The 20,026-nt window shown below is 47.7% G+C and carries 20 protein-coding genes; 14 read left to right on the plus strand and 6 right to left on the minus strand.

Annotation, left to right across the window (positions count from 1 at the left end; translation table 11 throughout):
• The first annotated feature begins 2 nt into the window (after positions 1-2).
• Entirely contained in the window at positions 3-3,536 is a 3,534-nt protein-coding gene (locus tag FN124_RS28305) for a DOMON domain-containing protein (RefSeq protein WP_142688166.1), read from the plus strand.
• 4 nt (positions 3,537-3,540) lie between these two features.
• Here FN124_RS28305 and FN124_RS28310 read toward each other — a convergent pair whose 3' ends face one another.
• Positions 3,541-4,392, minus strand: coding sequence for a hypothetical protein (locus tag FN124_RS28310; protein WP_142688167.1), 852 nt, complete (start codon positions 4,390-4,392; stop codon positions 3,541-3,543).
• Positions 4,393-4,533: 141 nt separating this feature from the next.
• Between FN124_RS28310 and FN124_RS28315 the strand changes: the two genes are divergently transcribed.
• The 7 genes from FN124_RS28315 (at position 4,534) to FN124_RS28345 (ending at position 9,386) form a co-directional block, all read left to right on the plus strand.
• A complete protein-coding gene (locus FN124_RS28315) occupies positions 4,534-4,893 on the plus strand; it encodes a hypothetical protein (protein WP_142688168.1) in 360 nt (119 codons plus the stop codon).
• A gap of 255 nt (positions 4,894-5,148) precedes the next feature.
• On the plus strand, positions 5,149-5,337 hold the full coding sequence (locus tag FN124_RS28320; RefSeq protein ID WP_142688169.1) for a hypothetical protein: 189 nt from the start codon (positions 5,149-5,151) through the stop codon (positions 5,335-5,337).
• A 10-nt stretch (positions 5,338-5,347) separates the two neighbouring features.
• Positions 5,348-6,355, plus strand: coding sequence for a bestrophin family protein (locus FN124_RS28325; protein WP_142688170.1), 1,008 nt, complete (start codon positions 5,348-5,350; stop codon positions 6,353-6,355).
• Between the two features lie 92 nt (positions 6,356-6,447).
• On the plus strand, positions 6,448-6,906 hold the full coding sequence (locus FN124_RS28330; protein ID WP_142688171.1) for a carboxymuconolactone decarboxylase family protein: 459 nt from the start codon (positions 6,448-6,450) through the stop codon (positions 6,904-6,906).
• A 33-nt stretch (positions 6,907-6,939) separates the two neighbouring features.
• A complete protein-coding gene (locus tag FN124_RS28335; RefSeq protein WP_142688172.1) occupies positions 6,940-7,281 on the plus strand; it encodes a YciI family protein in 342 nt (113 codons plus the stop codon).
• A 57-nt stretch (positions 7,282-7,338) separates the two neighbouring features.
• Positions 7,339-8,589: an RNA polymerase sigma factor gene (locus tag FN124_RS28340; RefSeq protein WP_142688173.1), complete on the plus strand. Its 1,251-nt coding sequence runs from the start codon at positions 7,339-7,341 to the stop codon at positions 8,587-8,589.
• Between the two features lie 17 nt (positions 8,590-8,606).
• On the plus strand, positions 8,607-9,386 hold the full coding sequence (locus FN124_RS28345) for a succinate dehydrogenase cytochrome b subunit (protein WP_142688174.1): 780 nt from the start codon (positions 8,607-8,609) through the stop codon (positions 9,384-9,386).
• A 69-nt stretch (positions 9,387-9,455) separates the two neighbouring features.
• On the opposite strand, the gene FN124_RS28350 is transcribed toward FN124_RS28345, so the two are convergent.
• From FN124_RS28350 to FN124_RS31585, 3 genes are all read right to left on the minus strand, one after another.
• On the minus strand, positions 9,456-9,812 hold the full coding sequence (locus FN124_RS28350) for a YciI family protein (RefSeq protein ID WP_142688175.1): 357 nt from the start codon (positions 9,810-9,812) through the stop codon (positions 9,456-9,458).
• Positions 9,813-9,873: 61 nt separating this feature from the next.
• Positions 9,874-10,629, minus strand: a complete 756-nt coding sequence (locus tag FN124_RS28355; protein WP_142688176.1) for an SDR family oxidoreductase — start codon at positions 10,627-10,629, stop codon at positions 9,874-9,876.
• Between the two features lie 272 nt (positions 10,630-10,901).
• Positions 10,902-14,108 (minus strand): sigma-54-dependent Fis family transcriptional regulator, encoded by a 3,207-nt coding sequence (locus FN124_RS31585; RefSeq protein WP_260607605.1) that lies wholly within the window; start codon positions 14,106-14,108, stop codon positions 10,902-10,904.
• A 617-nt stretch (positions 14,109-14,725) separates the two neighbouring features.
• Here FN124_RS31585 and FN124_RS28365 point away from each other — a divergent pair.
• The 3 genes from FN124_RS28365 to FN124_RS31590 are packed head-to-tail and all read left to right on the plus strand — an operon-like array spanning position 14,726 to position 15,882.
• Positions 14,726-15,136 carry an SMI1/KNR4 family protein gene (locus FN124_RS28365; protein ID WP_142688177.1) on the plus strand — a complete coding sequence of 137 codons (411 nt, stop codon included), beginning with the start codon at positions 14,726-14,728 and terminating at the stop codon, positions 15,134-15,136.
• Positions 15,137-15,169: 33 nt separating this feature from the next.
• A complete protein-coding gene (locus FN124_RS28370) occupies positions 15,170-15,736 on the plus strand; it encodes an EcsC family protein (RefSeq protein WP_260607606.1) in 567 nt (188 codons plus the stop codon).
• 20 nt (positions 15,737-15,756) lie between these two features.
• Entirely contained in the window at positions 15,757-15,882 is a 126-nt protein-coding gene (locus FN124_RS31590; protein ID WP_260607622.1) for an EcsC family protein, read from the plus strand.
• Between the two features lie 8 nt (positions 15,883-15,890).
• Here the strand turns inward: FN124_RS31590 and FN124_RS28375 are convergent, their stop codons facing one another.
• Positions 15,891-16,700, minus strand: coding sequence for a class I SAM-dependent methyltransferase (locus FN124_RS28375; protein ID WP_142688178.1), 810 nt, complete (start codon positions 16,698-16,700; stop codon positions 15,891-15,893).
• A gap of 580 nt (positions 16,701-17,280) precedes the next feature.
• On the opposite strand from FN124_RS28375, the gene FN124_RS28385 reads away from it, so the two are divergent.
• A complete protein-coding gene (locus tag FN124_RS28385) occupies positions 17,281-17,829 on the plus strand; it encodes a hypothetical protein (protein WP_142688179.1) in 549 nt (182 codons plus the stop codon).
• Between the two features lie 73 nt (positions 17,830-17,902).
• Here the strand turns inward: FN124_RS28385 and FN124_RS28390 are convergent, their stop codons facing one another.
• Entirely contained in the window at positions 17,903-18,904 is a 1,002-nt protein-coding gene (locus FN124_RS28390) for an aldo/keto reductase (RefSeq protein ID WP_142688180.1), read from the minus strand.
• Positions 18,905-19,017: 113 nt separating this feature from the next.
• On the opposite strand from FN124_RS28390, the gene FN124_RS28395 reads away from it, so the two are divergent.
• Both FN124_RS28395 and FN124_RS28400 read left to right on the plus strand, forming a co-directional pair.
• The gene (locus FN124_RS28395; RefSeq protein WP_142688181.1) at positions 19,018-19,362 is read left to right on the plus strand and encodes a winged helix-turn-helix transcriptional regulator; all 345 of its coding nucleotides are present in this window, start codon (positions 19,018-19,020) and stop codon (positions 19,360-19,362) included.
• Positions 19,363-19,380: 18 nt separating this feature from the next.
• Positions 19,381-20,010 carry a hypothetical protein gene (locus tag FN124_RS28400; protein ID WP_142688182.1) on the plus strand — a complete coding sequence of 210 codons (630 nt, stop codon included), beginning with the start codon at positions 19,381-19,383 and terminating at the stop codon, positions 20,008-20,010.
• The last annotated feature ends 16 nt before the right edge of the window (positions 20,011-20,026 follow it).

A 20,026-nucleotide genomic window follows, 5' to 3' on the forward strand; every position in this document is an offset into this window, starting at 1 on the left:
AGATGAAATATTTATGGATTACAGCGCTGATGATGATCAGTGCAGGGAGTGGTATGGCCCAGATGAAAGCACCGGAAGACTGGGTGAACTATGAAACGGTAATGGGCGTACGAAATAACCAGCGGCATTATGATTATGATGTGGTATTGGCAGGTGCATCCAATCCTGCCAACGTGCTGTGGCCCGGTGAGCAGCCTTCCTACACCATACAGGTGGTGAACCGGCTGGATAAACCAATGGTTGCCGAAGGAAAAATAGAACTGATCAGCCATGGTACCAAAGGCCGCCCGGGCGATATATGGCTGCCGGAAATGGTAAAGTTTGCCACTATCAGCACTACCCCCGTGAAAGTGAATATCTCTCCAAAAGGATATATCAATATCGATCATCTTCCCATTATACCACCCCGCTTTGGCGGTTATGCGCTGGTGATGGACCTCGGTAAATACGGCCGTCGTTTTATTACCAGCCTGGTGCGCACCTTCGCTGCCAATCCGCAACGTATCCAGTATCCCAAACAATCGCTGGATGATATGGGCGCTGATTTCCTGCAAAGAGTGGGTGTGCAGGCCATCCGTATGGGAGTGGATTATACGCCTGCTAACGCGGAAGACTATACGGCAAAAATGAAAGAGATAGACCGTAAGTTAAAAGCATATAAAGAGAAGAATATTACCGTATTGCTGATGTTTGGCGCAGGCACCGCCCCTCAGCCTTTTGGAAGGCCACGTTCTTTTCTCGACTCCGCTGGCGTGATGAAGAAAACCAAGCAGGACATGGTATGGATGCCTTCGTCTGATAATGATTTCAGGGAATTTGTGCATCACCTCTGTGTGCAGTATGGCTGGCCCAAAGGACCGGTTACGGCTGTTTCCCTGTGGAATGAGCCCTGGGAAGGATTGTCTATTTCCGGGTGGCAATCGGATATCCTGCGTTACCGCGAAATATATACTGTAATGGCGGATGCCGTGCTGGACGCCCGTAAAAAAGGGGCCGATGTGCTGGTAGGCGGGGGCGATTCCAATTCCAATGCCTGGGATAAACTTTTTGCAGATGGAAAAATGACGTTCCTGCCCATCTTCGATTTCTGTTCCATTCACTACCAGGGGATGGAGTCGCCCGCTCTTTATCCCGAATGGGTGAACCGCAAATCGCCTCATGGCCGGGTAAAGATCTGGGATACAGAAAGCTGGGTAGGCAATACTGACGATCGTATAGGCCTTACCGTAGCCACTAACCGCTCCGCAGGATACGACCGTTCCATGGGCATTTACGCGGGATACATGTATACCGGCGGCAGGGGAAGCGAACATTTTACCCGTAAAATACATACGCCTTCCGGCGTGAAAGAGATTACACGTATTCCTGATACCTGGTCGCAGGCCGCTGCCCTGGGCGCAGTGCAGCACCTGATAGGGGAGCGGGATTTTAAAAAGCTACTGTTTACCAAAGGCTTGCCCTGGGTAATGGTGTTCGACGGCCTGCAAAAGAATGCGGATGATGGCACCGTAGTGATATGTGGCGACATAGGCGAGGCATTCGGCCAGGAACAGGTGCTGTTCAGGGAAGTGCGCGGACTTGCACAAACGGCTGCGGCTGAAAAGCTACGTGCCGCCGGCCAGCCAACGCCTTATGAGCCATTGTCGGGCGGGAAGATGATCCTGCCAGCCAATTTCCGGTTGTTTGATTTTTATGGCAATCCTGTTTTACCGGTGGCGGGTAAGCTGGAAATACCGCTGAACAGCCAGGGATATTATCTTCGCACCAATGGCACCAAAGGTTCCTTTGCCGCTATGCTTGCTGAGCTGAAAACGGCGCGCATAGAAGGATATGAGCCGGTGGAGATCATCCCGGAAGATATGACCGCCCGTATTGAGCAACAACCGGTGATGTGGCTGCAACTGACCAATATCCTGAACCGCCCGGTACAGGGCCGTTTACAGGTAAGCCTGGGCAACCTGCGTGTTGAAGCGCCGGCTACCGTGAAACTGGCGCCGCATGAAACCATTACTATTCCTGTAAAGATAAAAAGCGGGGCTGCTTCGGTAAATAATACCTACCCCTTGTCCGTTCACTTTGATGCAGGAGCTGATGGTACCGCAGTGCATTATGAAGATATGCACGTAAACCTTATCTCACGGTTAAGTATACACGTAGATGGGCAGCTGGACGACTGGAAAACGGCATTGCCCCAAACAGTGAGCAGCCAGGGCAATGCAGCCGTTACTTTAACGGAAGCTGCCTGGTACCCTTTCGCAAATTTCGATACCCGGGCCAATGGTTATGCCAACGGCTATTTTGCTTACGATGACCACTATTTTTATTTTGCCGCTAAAGCGGCCGACAGTACGCCGCATCCGGGCACTTACCGTTTTGAGCATCGCCCGGACGACGAGTTCTTTTATCCCGATACCGCTTATGCTATGGACATGCAGGAGGCGCTGATCAGCAAAGAAGGCAGCGCGCCGGCAGAAGGGGCTTCCGCATTGCAGCTGCCCAACGGAGATGGCCGCATCATGCATTACCTGGAAAGCAGCGATAATACCAATTCTTTTGGTGTGGATCTTCAGCTGGATGCGCCCACGCAGGTGGCATTATACCTGCCGGCGCTACGGGTGCCTAACCTGGTGCTGGAAGTGTATAGTAACAACCGCCGCCTGTTGCAACGTAACATTACCAACCTCTGGAGCGGCGCCTGGGAGGTATTGCAGCTGCAGGGCAAAGTAAGGATTGTACTGCACAGCAACGGCTGGTGGTATACCCCCAAACTGGCTGCACTGATGTTTGATGCGCCGACTGCCACCAGGGATATTTTTGTGAAAGAAGACCTTGACACCCGGGGCAACTGGAAAGGTATATATGGCAGGGCAGGGCATTATATAGTGGGTGCTCCGCCGCAATTACCGGATGGAGTAACGTTATCACTGGTAGATAGACCGGTTAAATTTCCGCTGATATGGCCCTCCGGCGTACGGCATTATACTTACCGTAAAAATCCTGTAACGCCTGATAATTCCGGCCTGGGATACGCTTATGATAATGTGTTGCTGGCCTTTAATGTGTTGCCCGAAGGAAAGGATGGTATGCTGGCATACCCGCCCGGCACCATGCCGCGTTATACCGGGTACAAATGTACCGATTATGAATATGCGCTTAACCAGGTAGCGCCGGAATATGGCGGCGGAACTGAGATCTGGCGGTTGCTGTCCCCGGGCCTGAACCGGAAACACTTTTTCCCGAGGCAGCCTGAGTCGGACGGCGAGGGACCGGTGAAAAATGGCCGCCTTGCAGTGCGGAGAGAAGGCAATACCCTGATCACGGAATGTGCTATTCCCTGGTCTGAGCTGCCGGATGTAAAAGCCGCCATTGACAAGGGACAGCCGGTGAAGTTATCGTTCCGGGTGAATGATAACGGTGCGCCGGGTAGCTGCATGGAACTGGCGAAGGAGCGTAGCGTTTCAAAACGGAATGCAAGAGCCTTTCATCCCGATTGGAAAGCGCATTGGGCCAATGAAGTGAAATTTGGTGTGGAGTAAGGAATTATTTTCTGTCCATTATTTGTTGCAATGCAGGTTTCAGCGCCAGGGCGTGCCCATGCCCGAAGGTAACCATTACGCGGTTGTATTTATCCAGTGCATGGTCTATTTTGTCGAGCAGTATACTGTCCCTCACCATTTTCGAGGTACGGCCTATGGCGCAGAACCTGCAGTCGCCCCCGTTGATGTAATCAAATTTTTCTATCTCCGGTGTGAGTTTAGCCTCAAACGGCACTCCGGTGTATTGCTGGTATAACTGTTTAAAACCCCCGAATGATTTTTGCTGGGCGGTTACCGGGAAGCCTTCTTTTACAAACCAGTCCTCAATGGCTTTATTGTAAACTGTTTCAAAAGGCTCATTGCCGTAGGCGCCATACAGGTAAGGGATTACCAGGCGTTCCATTATATAGTAAAGCAACAGCTGGTCCTGCGGGTATCTTTTCAGGGTGATGGAAAATTCAACACTATCCTCTGTATCACCGTTCATCATCCGGATGCCTGCTTTATCGCTCAGGTATTTCAGGCAGCCCGGTTCCCCTCTCCGCGAAGCCGCGTCATTCAATGATGAAAAGTGTGTGCTGTCCGGCATCTGTCCTCCTTCATTAAAGGTGATCCCGGGTTTCAGGTCATTAAAGTATTGTTCTATCGCCTTAAATTGCGGATGGGTAGAATCCCTGTTGTGGTCACAGCCAATAAATACCAGCCGTTTATCTTTATTAGCCAGGTCAATAATGTAAGGCGGCTTGATAGTATCCATCATTTTACCTACTGTAACATAATCTATCGTGTGGAGCTTTTCTTTAGCGGGAGTATGGCAGGCAATAATGCCCGCTGCCAGTACCAGGTATTTTTTCATTAAACTTTAAGTGTTAAATTATCATGAATAACTGTCTGTTATTTATCTTTTAAAGATAAAATATCCGGACATATATCATGAATAAAATTGTTACCTTCCTCTTATGTTATTTTTAAACAGAAACAATTAAACGTAACCAATATGAGCTACGATATACAATTATACAGCACCGAAACCAAAGCGAAGGAACAACAGTCCGGCGACAAGAATTTCTTCGACAATAAAGATAACCTTGTGCCCTTCAGTAAGGAACAGGTTCAACAGCTAAAAGAGAGGTTAATAAATTATGATTATATATTGGAGAGAGAAGATAAGAACGGGCTAACGTTCAGGCATGCGGAATATGGCATCAGTGCATTGCTCACCGGCAGGGGATTATATTTCACCGCAGGCTGGGGCGAAGAGAATATTTTTGAAGCAGGGATGGCCGCCTCTGAATTTACAGATAGCGGGGAATTTGAAAAATATGATCCGCAGAATGGCGGCTGGGAAGAGTTTTGAGGATAGCATTATCATAAATTAATAACGTACACGCCGTGCCGCAGGTTCTGCAACACAGCGTGTACTTTTAGTAACCCCGCCCACATAAACCTCACTAAATACCGCGTAAAATCCGTTTACTGGCGATATATCGTGATACGATATACCGGCGCTTTTTATTAAATGATTGATTTGAAATGTGTTAACCTGGTGGCACAAGGGTTGTAAATCCCATGGTGCAATAATAGTGTTGCGTTATCACAAAAAACAAACAACATGAAAGCTCTTCCTCAGATCCTGCAGCGGTTCTTTTCTCGCGACGATGTAAAGGCGCCGGTTATCACGGTGCAAACAGCCCTGGAACCCACTCATGAAAAGGATACCTACCAGGGGGGCGAGTTCCTGGATGATCTTATCAGGGAAGATGACCCGGAAGAAGGAGAAGTAAATCCACAGGTTTCTTAATGAAAGGTACATGCATATAGGTAAATCATATAAGCTGGTTGATTTTCTCTTCTGGACAAGGAGAAGGATTTATACACTGATCATACTGGACACCATACCGGTGGTACTTTACCAGCTCGTGGGAATAAAGTGGCTGGTGGTTCCCTGGGTAGTGGTGGCGCTGTTGGGCACGGCTACCGCCTTTATAGTAGGGTTTAAAAACACACAAACGTATAACCGTACCGGTAATGGCCATGATGTATGGACCAACATCCGTAACCTCAGTATCAGCTGGGGAATGTTGTGCCGTGATTACTTTAAGGACGGGGAATTTGTCCGCCTGCTGGTGTATCGCCATTTGGCGTGGCTTACGGTATTGCGTTACCAGATGCGCGAAGGCCGCGTATGGGAAGTGGCGGATGCCCGTTACAATGCGGAGTACCAGCGTTATTACACCATCCCGGAGCGGAAGCATGCTTCCAAAGACGAGATCCTGAAATATATAACGGCAGAAGAGTGGTCTTACATTGCAGGAACACGCAGCCAGGGAATCCAGTTACTGGCCCTGCAAAGCCAGGCGCTTAAAGCAGTATATGAAAAGCAGGAGATAGTAGTGGCTCAATATGCGGAGCTGCAACGTACTATTAATGGCTTCATTACGCAGCAGGGACTATGTGAATCGCTCAAAGATACGCCCTACCCGCGGCAGTACTCGATCGTCAATACCATTTTTGTGAGTATGTTCTGTTTCCTGCTGCCATATGGTTTGCTGCAGGAGTTTGACCAACTGAATGCCGCGGTAACAGGGCTGATGAAAGGACATATGATCTGGCTGCTGATCCCTTTTTGCGTGATCGTATCCTGGATGTATACCTCCCTGGAGCAGGTAGGGGAAAGCACGGAATACCCGTTTGAAGGGAGCGCCAATGATGTGCCTATATCGCAGATCTGCAGGGCCATTGAAATAGATCTCCGGGAGATGCTGGGCGAAACTGAGCTGCCGGTTCCTGTAGCTCCGCAGAATGATATCCTTGTTTAATATTCATCTCTGAAAAAAGATCCTGGAATTTGTCTAATCCGGGAAAGTCAGTTGTTATTAAGGTAATAAACCAATAAATCAAATAAAGTAAAATGGAACAAAGAATTAACTTTCAGGAAAAAGGACCGGGAGCGGTGAAAACACTTTTTCATACCGGTGCGTATCTGAAAAAATCCTCTATAGAGGAGAAATTACAGGAACTGGTTTCCTTCCGGGTATCGCAGATCAATGGCTGCGCTTATTGTCTTGACATGCATGGAAAAGACGCCCGCGCCCATGGTGAAACAGAGCAGCGTTTATATGCTTTAAGCGCATGGAGGGAAACGCCGTTTTTTACCACCAGGGAAAGAGCCGCGCTGGCGTGGGCGGAGGCGGTAACCAGCTGCCATGTACCGGATGAAGTGTATACCAGGGTAAAAGAGCAATTCACTGATGAGGAACTGGTAGACCTGACGCTGGCTGTTACCACCATCAATACCTGGAACCGTTTTAACATTGCTTTCACCACGCCTGCCTTTGTTGGTACTTACCAGGTAGGACAGTTCGGGTGAAGCATCGCCAAGGCACATTAAAACCCATGATATATGAATGATTTCTTATTGGTATTCCGCAGAGACTACAAAACAAAGGAAGTGCAGCCATCACCGGAAGAACTGCAGGCGCATCTGAGCAGGTGGAGGGAATGGTTTGATGATCTGAAGGCGCGCGACGTGCTTGCAAGGCCGCTCCAGCCGTGGGAAGGAGCAGGAAAGGTAGTGAAGCACGACAAGAGCGTAACGGATGGCCCTTATGCGGAGATCAAGGAATCTATCGGAGGGTTTATTGTGATCAGGGCAGAGAGCTATGACGAAGCGGTGAAAATAGCCGGTGAAGCGCCCATCCTGGAACTTGGAGGAACGGTAGAGATACGTATGGCAGTAGGATAACACAGCAACAAATAAGAATGCCTTTCTTACTTTTGTAACAGCATTATTATTTGTAGCATGGATGGGAAAGAATTATTACCGCACTTATTCAGAACGGAGTATCAGAAAATGGTGTCGGTGTTAGGCTCCCTTTTTGGCATCGAGCATATAGAACAGGCGGAAGATATTGTAAGCGATACTTTCCTGGCTGCCACTGAATCGTGGAGCGCGAAAGGATTGCCCGAAAATCCAACCGCCTGGCTATATGCGGTGGCCAAGAATAAAACGAAGAACTGGTTGAAGAGAAACACCTTCTTTCAGCAGAAATTATTGTCGGACCTCCGGTATAATCTCCCGGAGGGAGAAGAAATAGAAATAGAAATAGATCTTTCCGCCCGCAATATTACAGACAGCCAGCTGGCCATGATCTTTGCGGTATGTCATCCGGTCATTCCTGCTGAATCGCAGGTGGCCCTTGCACTGAACCTGCTCTGCGGGTTTGGTACACAGGAAATAGCGGATGCCTATCTCACTACAAAAACAGTTATTTATAAACGGCTCAGCAGGGCAAAAGAGAAACTGAAAGAAGCAGGTATAAAAATCCGGCAGCTCACATTTACAGAGATAAACGACCGGCTGGAGACCGTACTGAAAACTTTATATCTTCTTTTTTCCGAAGGCTATTACTCCACTTCCCATAATACTGTATTGCGTAAAGACTTGTGCGTGGAAGCTATGCGGCTCAACTACCTGCTGATAGAGCAGCCGCAAACCAACCAGCCGGCTGTGAACGCATTACTGGCCCTGATGTGTTTTCATGCTTCCCGTTTTGATGCGCGGGTAAATGACACAGGGGAAATGATCCTTTACCAGGAACAGGACGAAACACGCTGGAACCGGGAGCTGATCGAAAGGGGAGAATATTATCTGAACCAGGCCGGCAACAGTTCCGCGTTAACGAGGTATCACCTGGAAGCGGCTATCGCCTGGTGGCATACGCACAAGGAAGATTCCAGCGAAAAGTGGAATAATATCCTGGACCTGTATAACCAGCTACTGATATTGGAGTATTCACCCATTGCCGCATTGAACCGGACCTATGCCATTGCCAAAGCAAGAAGCAAACAGGAGGCTATCACCGCGGCGGAAAGACTGCAACTGACAGATAACTATTTTTATTACGCATTGTTAGGTAATCTTTATACAGATATTGACGACAAGAAGGCGGTGCAGCACTATGAAACCGCATTGAAGATGGCTACTACTCCCGCAGACATCGCCCTGATAGAAAAAAACATCGGGCAAATAAAACACAGGCTGAATAATTAATCAAAAGAATTACTATCATGCTTAACTTCAAACAATTTTTCCGCTCCTCAGTGGGCAGAAAACTCATCATGTCTATGACTGGTCTGTTCCTCTGCCTGTTCCTTATTGTACACCTGGGCGGCAACCTCACGTTGTTTGCCGGGGATGAGGGTTACACATTTAATATTTATGCGCACTTTATGACGCATTTCCCACCGGTGGAAATAGCCGCCTATACGCTGTACATTTCTATACTTGTACACGCGTTTTACGCATTAACATTAACATTGAAAAACCGGAAAGCACGACCGGTGAAATATGCGGTGGCGCCCAGAACGCCGGTGCGTTGGGCATCCCTGAACATGGGCCTGCTGGGCAGTATTATTTTCCTGTTCCTTGTGATCCATATGAGTAATTTCTGGGGAAGATATAAATTTACAGAAGGCACTTACCGCGAGTACCGGAAAGAGCTGCTAACCGGTAAACTAACGTCTTCTGTATATGTGCCGGCTTCACCTGATTTTGAGTACGCGGTAACAACAGAAGGCAATACCGAAATAGTAAGGGTAAAAGACCTGTATGTGATAGTGACGCACAGCTTTAGCCTGCTCTGGTATGTACTGCTTTACCTGGTGGCTATGGTGGCAGTTTCCTATCACCTGTACCACGGCTTTCAAAGCGCCTTCCGGACCGCAGGACTGGTACATCAAAGATATACGCCCGTCATACGATCTACCGGTATATGGCTTTTTGCGGTGATTATCCCGCTGGCCTTTGCATCGATGCCGGTTGTATTCTATATCAAAAGTCTTTTGTAATTAATTACCGGAGATATTAAAGCCCTTGCGATATCGCAAGGGCTTTAACGTGCAGTTTCATTTCTGTATTTAGGCTACAGGTACGGCCATACGTACTTCAACTATGGCGCCATACCGGATAATAGGGCAGCCTTTTGCCACCTCTACAGCATCATCATAATCTTTTGCGCGGATCAGGAACAGGCCGCCTATAGATGCTTTGCCTTCCGCATAGGGGCCATTGTGTACCTGCTCCTTCGTTTTTTCAAACCTGATCACCCTGCCATCGGCATCCCAGCGTTTGGGAGGCGCCACCAGCCTGTTTTCGGCAGCAATTCCCGCTACCCATTCCTGGTAAGGTTTAAGCGCCTCTTTCATTTGTTCGGGCGTAGGCACCGGGTTATCACTGGTAAGATCCCTGTGGATCACTAAAAGGAATTCTTGCATATTGTTTTTATTTTTTGAAAGATGATCATATTGCTGCCGGGACGCTCCCTGGCTTGCCGCCTTATGCTTTTACAGACTGAGCGGCAAACCATGTTTTGAAATTGATGGAACCTAAACGTGCATTGGCGCCGGGTACCAGCGACTGTTCATTAAGCATCGCGCCGAAGTACCTGGCTTCGGGATCAGTAATTACGGTGCGTGGATCGTTGGTTGCTTTTAAATAATCTGTTACAAGGGCGGAGAGGGGGAACTTTTCAGGGCCGGCAATTTCAACTATTCCATTCACCGGCGTTCCAAGTGCAACGTCTGCAACAGCTGCCGCCACATCGTCCGATGCGATAGGCTGTATTGGCGCGGGTGATAAATGAATGGCTTCCTGCTGCGCTGCCGATTTTACAATACCGCCCAGGAACTCAAAGAACTGCGTGGAATGAACAATAGAATAAGGGATGCCTGATTTCCTGATCAGCTCTTCCTGTGCTGCTTTGGCGCGGAAATAACCGCTTTCCTGCAGGCGGTCGGTTCCTACTACTGATAAGGCAACATGGTGTTTAACACCGGCGTTGGCAGCTGCTGTAAGCAGGTTGTGGCCGGAAGTCCGGAAAAATTCCATCACGGCTTTGTCTTCAAAAGAAGGGGAATTGGCTACGTCTATCACAATGTGGGCGCCTGTTAAAACTTCGGCCAATCCTTCACCGGTGATAGTGTTTACACCGGATGCAGGGGAAGCGGCAATCACTTCATGGCCCAGGAGGCGTAGCTTTTCTACTGTTTTGGACCCGATAAGGCCGGTCCCGCCGATAACTACAATTTTCATGGTCTTGCATGTTATAGTGCCTGCGTGCAGGCGGTGGTTAAATAAGTTTTTAATCGCTTTACTGGTCTTCTTCTTTGCAGGTTAACAGGCAAGTGAAGTGCCATCCGTGTAATTGTATGCTAATCACTTTGTTAAGATGAATTCATGTTTTTTTATTTCACGTAATACAGCGGATTGGCCCGGGTTTCACGAAATACCGTGTATTATTGGCGGATGCATAAAAAAGGCCGGAACAGCGAAATGTGCTCCGGCCTTTTTTTATTTATCCCTGCTTAACTGATAAAGTAATCTGCTTTTGAGATCTTCAGTTTTTTCATTTTGGAATGTAAGGTGGTGCCGGGGATCTCAAGTATTTCGGCGGCGCCTCCCACGCCGGAGATTTTCCCGCTGCACCGTTTCAGTACTTCTATAATATGGGTTCGTTCTATCTGTTCCAGTGTTCTTGCTGAAACGGGTGGGGCCTGTCCGTCCTGCCCGTTGTGCCCCCGCTGGGGCAGATGTATTTCTTTGAGTGTATCGTCTTCACTGAGCAGTATACCTCTTTCGATCTGGTGTTCCAGTTCACGCACATTACCGGGCCAGTCGTAGCTTTTTAACTGTTTTAGTACTTTGGCCGATATACCTGTTACTTTTTTCCCGATGTTCTTACTGAACTTGGCAATAAATGCATTGGCGAGCGGTTCAATATCTTCCAGCCTGTCGCGGAGCGGAGGCAGGTGAATAGGGAATACATTTAAGCGGTAGTAAAGATCGGATCTGAAGCGCCCTGCCTGTACCTCTGCTTCCAGGTTACGGTTGGTGGCTGCAATAATGCGCACATCTATCTTGATTGTATTTTTTCCGCCCACTCTTTCCAGCTCGCGTTCCTGGAGCACGCGTAATAATTTTACCTGTAGCTCCGGTGGCATCTCGCCAATTTCATCCAGGAAAAGGGTACTGTTATTGGCCAGTTCAAATTTGCCTATGCGCCTGTCAATAGCACCGGTGAACGCGCCTTTTTCATGCCCGAACAATTCGCTTTCGATGAGATGCGGAGGCAGGGCGGCGCAGTTTACTTTTACCATTAACTTGCTTTTACGGGGAGAGGCGTTGTGTATGGCGCGTGCAATCAGTTCCTTACCTGTGCCGGTTTCGCCAAGCAGGAGCACAGTGGAGGAAGATGCTGCCACCTGGGTTATCAGCCGGTATACTTTCTGCATTTCAGTACCATTGCCTACTATCTCGGAAAAATTATAGATGGTTTTGATCTGCTCTCTCAGGTAGTCGTTTTCATTTTCCAGTTTTTGTTTGTAAGCCAGTATTTTTTCACTTGCGCGGATGTTGGAGATAGCAATGGAGATCTGTGCGCAGATACCTTTCAGGATGGTAAGGTTTACTTCATCCATCAGCAGCCAGAGTGTGCCGAGGTTGGTATTGCCCGCGCGCAATGGCGCTCCGAAAGCGCTTTTCAGCCCTGTGTTTTTCCAGAATACCACTACGGGGTTATTATTACCGTTTGCTATTTCTTCTTCCACATTAAAAATAACAGGTCCGTCGTTTTTAAGTACCCGGGCGTTTAATACATCATGTATGTCTATATTCCGCGAGGCCACTTCCCTGAACCCGGTGTTCCCGTTTTCAAACATGCTTTCATCTACCATGTAGGGACTGAGAGTAACACCGTCGTCTTCTATCACCCGGATGATGGCAAGTTTAATGTTCAATACGTTCTTCAGCACATTTGATATAGCGTGTTGCAGGTCTTCTTTTGAGCGCAGTGCGGCAATGTCGCGGCTGAATTCCAGGAGAAAGGTTTGTTCCCTTTCGCGGCGCAGTATTTCCTCGTTAGCAATGATGTTATACATGGCGATAGAGATCTGGGCGCATATGCCCTGTAACAGCGGCATATTTATTTCTTCGAGGCCAAGCCACAAAATGCCGAGGGTTACATCTCCGGTACGGAGGGGAGTGCCGATAACGGTTTTAAATCCTGTTTTTTTCCAGAGCGCGAGGTAAGGCGCCGTTTGGTTGCCGCGGCTGATCTCAGTATTCACGCTGAAGAACAGGGGAATGCTGCTGTTCAGTACCCTGTTCTGAAGCCCGTCGTTGACAGGCAACTTTGCGGTAAGCATCTCCTGTACCAGTTCATCTTCCACCGTTACCATACTTTCATCATAAATATAAGTAGTAGAGGTAAGCTGGTCTTCATTGATCCTGCGGATCACATAACCCTTCAGTGTATCCAGTTTTTTAAGGCTTTTGCGTACGGCTCCGGCCAGGTCGTTCTTGCTTCTTACCGCAGCTATATCATTGCTGAAATCCAGCAGGAATGATTTTTCATTTTCCCTTTTCAGGATCTCCTCATTGGCGGAAATATTGCTCACGGCGGCAAACAGCTGGCTGGAAATACGGTTCACGATATTAACGGCTTCCGTGTTAAAGGTACCTGCCTGGTTGGCGAACAGCATCAGGCTGTATTGTGAAGGACCGTTGGTGCCCAGGATCTTTACTATCATCTCACGGGCGCCGGCTTCATAATGCAGCCTGAACCAAAGCGGGGTATTTCCCGGTTCAAATGATTGCATGTCAAAAACCAGGGGCTTGTAGTACAGGGAGGCTACGTCGTAGATCCCGTCTTCGGCGGGGGAGCTCAGGCGGAGGGCGTTACCGGTATCTGTAAGTTCTCTCAGCTTCAATTCTGTATCGATCAGGCAGGCTTTATAATATTCTTCCTTTTCATTCATGATGGTGATCATACTGCCGGAAAAAGGAACGATGTCCCTGAGCCCTGAACTGATCACTTTGAGGAGCTGCTGCCGGTCTCTCGCCTTCACCATTTCGTTACTCAGCGCCAGCAGCACTTCGTTGATGGATTCGGCATGGCTCATCGCTTCGTTATTCCTGATATTTGCCACGGCGCTGGAGATCTGCGGAGCGATGCTGGCAATGATATTTATAAATTCTGCGGTGAACCCGGCAGGATCTTTTGTGTAGATGTGCAGGAAGCCGATCACCTGGTCATTGTCTTTCAGCGGCGTCATTAAAAGTACCCTGATACCCGCTTCATAATTCACTTTCAGGAATACCGGGCTTCCGGGAGCATCTACAATGTCTTCCATTTTATAAAGGGTAGGTTCCCCGTTTGTCAGCACTTTCTGGATAAAGGGCTCATACAGGGGGAACCGGGCTTCCACCAGCGTGGGGTATAGCTCGTGGCCCTGGATGGGAGATGATTCGGGGTCCAGCAGGAAGGGGGTGTAGGTGCCTGCTTCATGGTCTATAAGCGTAACGATGGTATGGGAAAACGGGAACATTTCCCTGATCTTGGAGGAAAAGATAGTGATCAGGTCGTTTTTTTTCCGGGCCTTGGTAATTTCGTTTCCCAGTTCCAGGAGTATACGGCGTTCTGCTTCCAGTAAGCTGATACGGTTATTCATTTCTCCGGCGCTGGTATCAGCGGGAATGGTAGCCGCGGCAGTTGTATTATTTGTTTTTTTCATACTGAGATGTGAGTATGTTGTATATAATATAACAATCGATAACCGGTATTTGGACAAATTGTTGCCAAATATTTTTACTGTCGGCCAGGAAACCGTCGTGGAATGGGTACGTTTTGATAATCAGTTAAATTGTGTGAGAAATAAAAGCCGCTGGAAAGCGGCTTTATGATTTTATCTTCTCTCATCACCTCATTCGTTTTACTGGGGCAGCCAGTAATTAAATCCTTTCCTTTCACTACCTCTTGCCCCGCTTTGGGGGGCCGGCCCGCCGCTCCGGACCACATCGTAAATGGTAGTCGTTTATTAGAAGGAGTGGTAAAACTACCGGTTACCTTAAAGGCACACAGTTCTTCCGGGGATCGGGCTACTTCCAGGCGGAAATTGCTGGAATAGAAGCCTTGCTTCGGTTCCTCCTTTCATAACGATTGGGCTGATGTGTGCTGTTTATTTTGTCATTGTCACTTTTAATAGCCGCCAGTTACAGGTCTATCTGAAATTAAATTAAGCAGGTGTCCCTGATTTACTAAGCTTCAGGCAAAATCCGGTGAGCAAAAGTCAAAATAACATTAGTGAAAATATCCGGGTTGAGGGAATGAGGTTCACATTATATTAGCAGTATGGAAAACAGCATTATTGAAATATGCAGGCAATGGAAGCATGAAAAGATCCGGTTGAACCCCGGTGCCTCTCCTGATTTGATTTCAGCCGTGGAAGCCAGTATAGGCTTTGGATTTCCCGCAGGATTCAGAAAATTATATATGGAGATAAATGGTTTTGCTGATTGCGACTGGAGAGAAAATATGTTTTCAATCTGGCCGCTTGAAAGAATACTTGAAGAGTATATCAGTTCTGATGATAGCAGCTTTATCGGGTTTTCTGATTTTTTAATCCATAGCCATACCATTGGATTTGTTAAGAGCCAGCCCGGTGTTTTTAAAAAATATGGTGGTGGAGAATATTTTTTTATTGCGGTATCTTTCCTGGACGCTGTTAAGCTGATAAATGCCAATTCCGATCTGATCTATTGATAGAAGCCCCTTAATTTTGTGTAATTTCCCGTCATGTTATATGAACAGCGAATGAAGGTGGAACTGGAGCTGTGGCAGCATAAACTGCTTGCCCGGCCATCGGTATTCGACCGGGTGTCGAAATCAGTGCAATCACGTATCAACCGCATTATTCCGCAGAAGGTGCATGACGTGGTTACGGTTACCATCAAGCAAATGGTAAGGGGGGTGTTGTTTGGCGCTGCTTATACAGTACCAGAGCAGCCTGTTTTTGCGTCTTTGTATGATATGGAAGAAGCGGTGCTTCGCCGCGTAGATGTGTACCGGAAAACCGCAGCTGCCGAGGGTGGTATCACCGGTGCAGGCGGCATCCTGTTGGGCCTGGCGGATTTCCCGATATTGCTGGCGATGAAACTGAAACTGCTTTTTGATATCGCCGCCTTTTATGGCTTTGATGTAAATGATTACAGGGAACGCTTATATATTCTTCATATCTTCCAGCTGGCCTTCAGCAGCCAGGAACACCGCCGGAATGTATTTGAGCAGATTGTTGACTGGAAAGAAAAAGCAGCCAGCTGCCGGAAGATATCCACCGCTTCGACTGGCAGCAATTCCAGATAGAGTACCGCGATCATATAGACCTGGCGAAAATGGGGCAGTTGCTGCCAGTAGTAGGAGCGGTAGTGGGAGTGGTAGTGAATTACCGTTTGGTAACGAAGTTGGGGAACACGGCGATGAATGCGTATAGGATGAGGATATTGGAGTGAAAATATATCTACCTCCTTCCAATCCCCGCCAGCGCCCTCAGCTCAAACTCAAACGCCCCCGCGCCAAATTCCTTAGTAAGCCGCTGCTCCAGCTCTTTTGCTACCTTATCAAATGCCCACGGCGCCTTTTCTTTTACCTGCCTGCCTAGCGGATGTTGCAGGAAGTAACTGTTTACAATATGTTTGGGCGAATCAGCACGCCCGTTAAACTTCAGGAACACTACCTTGTGATTCCTGAAACCTGCCTGCTCCAGGTAAGTGTTTAACAGCTGAGGATCGTGTAAGGCAAATGGAGTGTGAAAGCGTGTTGTATCTTCATCTTTAAACAAGGGCAGGATCATATCTTCAATCAGCAGTTTAAACAACGGCATACTGGGGATCTTATCCCAGGTGGTGAACACAAAGTGCCCGCCGGGTTTTAATACACGCGCCGCTTCTTTCAAACCGGCTTCTTTATCCGGAAGGAACATCAACCCGAACTGGTTTACCACCAGGTCAAACAACTGATCACCGAAAGGCAATTGCTGCGCATCGGCCAGCTGGAAGGTAATGGACGGATCATTCAATTGCTGCTGCGCTATTTCCAGCATATCAGGGTTGATGTCTGTGGCAACAAGACTTTCTGCTGCCGGAAAGCTTCTCCGGAGATGTTTGGTGAGCCTGCCGGTCCCGGAGGCTGTTTCCAGGATAGTATGCACCGGGAATGCGGTGATGTGAGACAGTAACGCCTGTGCCGCAGGTTCAAAAACGAGAGGGCCCAGGTGTTCCTCATAGTTGGCCGCATCGTTGCCGGCTATTTTATATACTTCTTCACTCATAATGTTTATTTATAGTAAAATAACATTTTATTTCCTGGTGAACTAATGATAAATAATACTAACCCGTGTCTGATAGACAATAAAAACCCATAATACTGAAATTTACGTATAGGTGCATGGCGGAGTATTCCTTCAGATATTGCTGTGCTGGTGATCGCTGATCCCGGAATGCCTTATCTACCGGAACAACTGGCGCAGGCGAATACGTTTATTAATAACGGAGGTAATGTACTTATTGCCGGGGAGCCTTCCAGGAGGAAGTACATCAACCGCTGCTGGCCGGCCTGGGCCTGAGCATTGAACCGGGTACTATTTTACAGAGAACGGTAACCGATAAGAACTGCGTATTAGTGCAACTGGTGTGAATTATTTGAAAATAGGGCTCGCAGGGTTGCTCCCCGGATTGATTGTAGCCGGCGTAACACTGATGCTGGTGAGAAGGAAGAGAAGATAACAGATTTTTATTTGTATTCCCTGTTTCCAGGTATGCCGGTCATCCGTAAACCAGTATTTTTAACAGCAGGCGTGAACAAGGTATATTCTTTGACTATTTTTATCCCAACGAATAAAAATGAATAGAATGAAAAAAACACTTACGTTCATCACTCTGCTATCTTTTTCCGTGATGTTGTTTTCCTGTGGAGGTAAGAACGATGATCCAACGCCTGAACCACCTGCCGGTGAATCCACCTGGAAGCTGGGCAACTATACCTACACGCGGGGAGCCTCTGCCCAGAATGTTGCTGGCAGCACTGTAGGGATAGCAGTTACCACTTCAGGTAATGGAGGTAATCATGGGGCCTATTCCGGCAGCGCCTTAACTGCTGTTTTTAATAAGGCTTTAGGAGCAGGAACATATACGTTAACTTCAACTGAAGTGTTGGCCGCCCATCCAACCGCCCGCTATATGATGCTTTCCTGTACAGTGGGCACCGCGGTGGCCACCGGCGCTGTAGATTATTCAGCAACCGCCACTTCTGGTGGTACTGCTGATGTAACAATAGACGCCAACGGTCAATACCATATCAATATCAGCAACCCGGTAACGTTGGTTAAATCAACGGTGGTCGGCGGTGGTATTCCAGGGGCGCCGGGCACCTACACTTTAACGGTTAAAAATGCTTATTAACAAACAGGATTAAATAAAGAAAAGGCTGTCTCATTGTATGAGGCGGCCTTTTCTCATTTTAAGAAAATACGTTTTATTGCATTAAGTGCTGCATCATTAATTCACGCTGCGTTTTGGTAAGGTCATGTGGGTACTCCAGAGGAATTTCACTTGCCTGGTCCAGCAACGCTATTTGTTCTTTTGTGAGATGAAGCTGTTGCGAAGCAAGATACTCATCGAGCTGCGCTTTTGTTCTGGGGCCAATCACCGGAAAGATACCTTTGGAGCAAATCCATGCCACGGCTACATTGGCAGGAGTGCTGCCGGTTTCATTGGCAATGGTAATGATGGTGTCCAGTATGGCATTGTTGCGTTGATTTTGTATCAGCGTATCATTTTTCGTAAGCGTGATCCGGCCGGCTTCATTATTCCGGTATTTACCGGTTAACAGTCCGCCGGCCAGGGGCGAGTAAGCCATCACACCAAGCCCAAAGTTATTTGCCATAGGCAGCAATTCTTTTTCTGGTACGCGCTGCACAAGACTGTATTCTGTTTGCAATGCTATTACCGGCGCTTTTAAGTGGGTGTTGGCAATGGTAACAGCAGTAGCCACTTTCCATGCAGGGAAGTTAGACAGTCCGGCATACAGGATCTTGCCGGCCCGCAGCAGATCGTCGAACCCGCGCACCAGTTCTTCTGCAGGTGTAATATTGTCGTCGAAATGTGCGATGTAAATATCGATCCTGTCCGTTTTCAGCCGCCTCAGGCTATCTTCCGCCGACCGGATCATGGCCTTTCGGTTATTGCCCAGTGCAGTAATGGCAGGCGCCGCACTTGCGCTCCTGGTAAATTTTGAGGAGATGATAAAGTCGTTCCGGTTAGCGGCGATAAATTCACCAATTACCTCTTCAGATGCGCCGTATTTGTACACATCTGCAGTATCAATAAAATTTCCCCCTGCATCCGCATAGCAAGCCAGGATGCTTTTTGCTTCTTCCTTACCGGCTCCGTAACCGGTAGCGCCAAACATAGCGCCTCCCAGAATGAGCTCACTGGCATACAGCCCGCTGTTGGCGCCAAAGATCTTATATTTCATATCCCGTTTTTTTGTCTGCACAAAATTCAACAGTAACGGGTACATCAACAAGTACGGATAAATTTATCCGTACCTTTCATCCTGGCCTGATCATCTATCTTTGATTTATTTTTATGACATACCAACGAAAAATACCGATACTGGAATGCGGACATGAATATGTCCGGGAAATATTATACGGGCGCTGGAAGATTACCCTGATTTATTATATTGCCAATGGTGTGAGTCGCCCCGGTGAGCTGCAACGGAAAATTCCCCAGGCCGGCAGGAGAGTATTGGATGTACAGCTGAATCAACTTGTGAAGCATGAAATTATCAGCAAAACGGTGTATGATGAAGCCGTGGCCAGAGTGGAATACCGGCTGACAGCATTCGGCTCATCGCTTTTACCGGTAGTAATGACGATAATTGAATGGGGTAATCAAAATATTAAAGAACTGAAAAGAGTAACCCGTTAACATCTTCCGGAAAAAATTATGAAACAGGAAATATTAAACAGAATAAAGCAATTGGGAGGAAATACTGACCAGGTGACCGGTCGTTCGCTGGCGGAAGATCTGCAGGCAATCACATTTGATACCGTTTTGTATCCTGCTCCCAAAGACACGCCATGGCAAACAGCGGAGGATGCGGAGCCTGTTTATGGCATCGACGATTTTATAAACCAGCATGAAGAACTGTTTAAAACCGATAAACCAGCCTTCTTCAATAAAATAACCGATCATTATTTCCGCATGACCAGGGAAGGACTTGGCCAGATGTTTTTTACCGGGCAACTTTTTACGCCTTTTAAAGAAGGAACCGCAGATTATAAAGAATGGTATCCAGATTTTACCGATAGCGAAATGGTAAACCTGGAAGAAATAATAGCTATAACCAAGGACCCTTCGCCGGACTTTGTACATGTTTTTGAAAGCTATGGATTCCCCGACAACTACTATATCTGTTTATCTGATCCCAACCCCCAGAACCCAACCCTGTTTGGTACAGATCACGAAGTTTTTTTCAGGGAGATCACCAATGAAGGCCCCCTGGAAGATTTCCTGCAGAAATTTCTTACCAAAGAAGAGCTGATTGATATTATAAAGAGAAGGCTTGAATCATAACTTTACAGGAAATCTT

Source organism: Chitinophaga polysaccharea (assembly GCF_902150045.1).
Classification (GTDB): domain Bacteria; phylum Bacteroidota; class Bacteroidia; order Chitinophagales; family Chitinophagaceae; genus Chitinophaga; species Chitinophaga polysaccharea_A.

Coding starts and splice junctions, on each gene's coding strand:
- FN124_RS28305 (WP_142688166.1), top strand. CDS start 3: ATGAAATATTTATGGATTACAGCGCTGATGATGATCAGTGCAGGGAGT.
- FN124_RS28310 (WP_142688167.1), bottom strand. CDS start 4,392: ATGAAAAAATACCTGGTACTGGCAGCGGGCATTATTGCCTGCCATACT.
- FN124_RS28315 (WP_142688168.1), top strand. CDS start 4,534: ATGAGCTACGATATACAATTATACAGCACCGAAACCAAAGCGAAGGAA.
- FN124_RS28320 (WP_142688169.1), top strand. CDS start 5,149: ATGAAAGCTCTTCCTCAGATCCTGCAGCGGTTCTTTTCTCGCGACGAT.
- FN124_RS28325 (WP_142688170.1), top strand. CDS start 5,348: ATGCATATAGGTAAATCATATAAGCTGGTTGATTTTCTCTTCTGGACA.
- FN124_RS28330 (WP_142688171.1), top strand. CDS start 6,448: ATGGAACAAAGAATTAACTTTCAGGAAAAAGGACCGGGAGCGGTGAAA.
- FN124_RS28335 (WP_142688172.1), top strand. CDS start 6,940: ATGAATGATTTCTTATTGGTATTCCGCAGAGACTACAAAACAAAGGAA.
- FN124_RS28340 (WP_142688173.1), top strand. CDS start 7,339: ATGGATGGGAAAGAATTATTACCGCACTTATTCAGAACGGAGTATCAG.
- FN124_RS28345 (WP_142688174.1), top strand. CDS start 8,607: ATGCTTAACTTCAAACAATTTTTCCGCTCCTCAGTGGGCAGAAAACTC.
- FN124_RS28350 (WP_142688175.1), bottom strand. CDS start 9,812: ATGCAAGAATTCCTTTTAGTGATCCACAGGGATCTTACCAGTGATAAC.
- FN124_RS28355 (WP_142688176.1), bottom strand. CDS start 10,629: ATGAAAATTGTAGTTATCGGCGGGACCGGCCTTATCGGGTCCAAAACA.
- FN124_RS31585 (WP_260607605.1), bottom strand. CDS start 14,108: ATGAAAAAAACAAATAATACAACTGCCGCGGCTACCATTCCCGCTGAT.
- FN124_RS28365 (WP_142688177.1), top strand. CDS start 14,726: ATGGAAAACAGCATTATTGAAATATGCAGGCAATGGAAGCATGAAAAG.
- FN124_RS28370 (WP_260607606.1), top strand. CDS start 15,170: ATGTTATATGAACAGCGAATGAAGGTGGAACTGGAGCTGTGGCAGCAT.
- FN124_RS28375 (WP_142688178.1), bottom strand. CDS start 16,700: ATGAGTGAAGAAGTATATAAAATAGCCGGCAACGATGCGGCCAACTAT.
- FN124_RS28385 (WP_142688179.1), top strand. CDS start 17,281: ATGAAAAAAACACTTACGTTCATCACTCTGCTATCTTTTTCCGTGATG.
- FN124_RS28390 (WP_142688180.1), bottom strand. CDS start 18,904: ATGAAATATAAGATCTTTGGCGCCAACAGCGGGCTGTATGCCAGTGAG.
- FN124_RS28395 (WP_142688181.1), top strand. CDS start 19,018: ATGACATACCAACGAAAAATACCGATACTGGAATGCGGACATGAATAT.
- FN124_RS28400 (WP_142688182.1), top strand. CDS start 19,381: ATGAAACAGGAAATATTAAACAGAATAAAGCAATTGGGAGGAAATACT.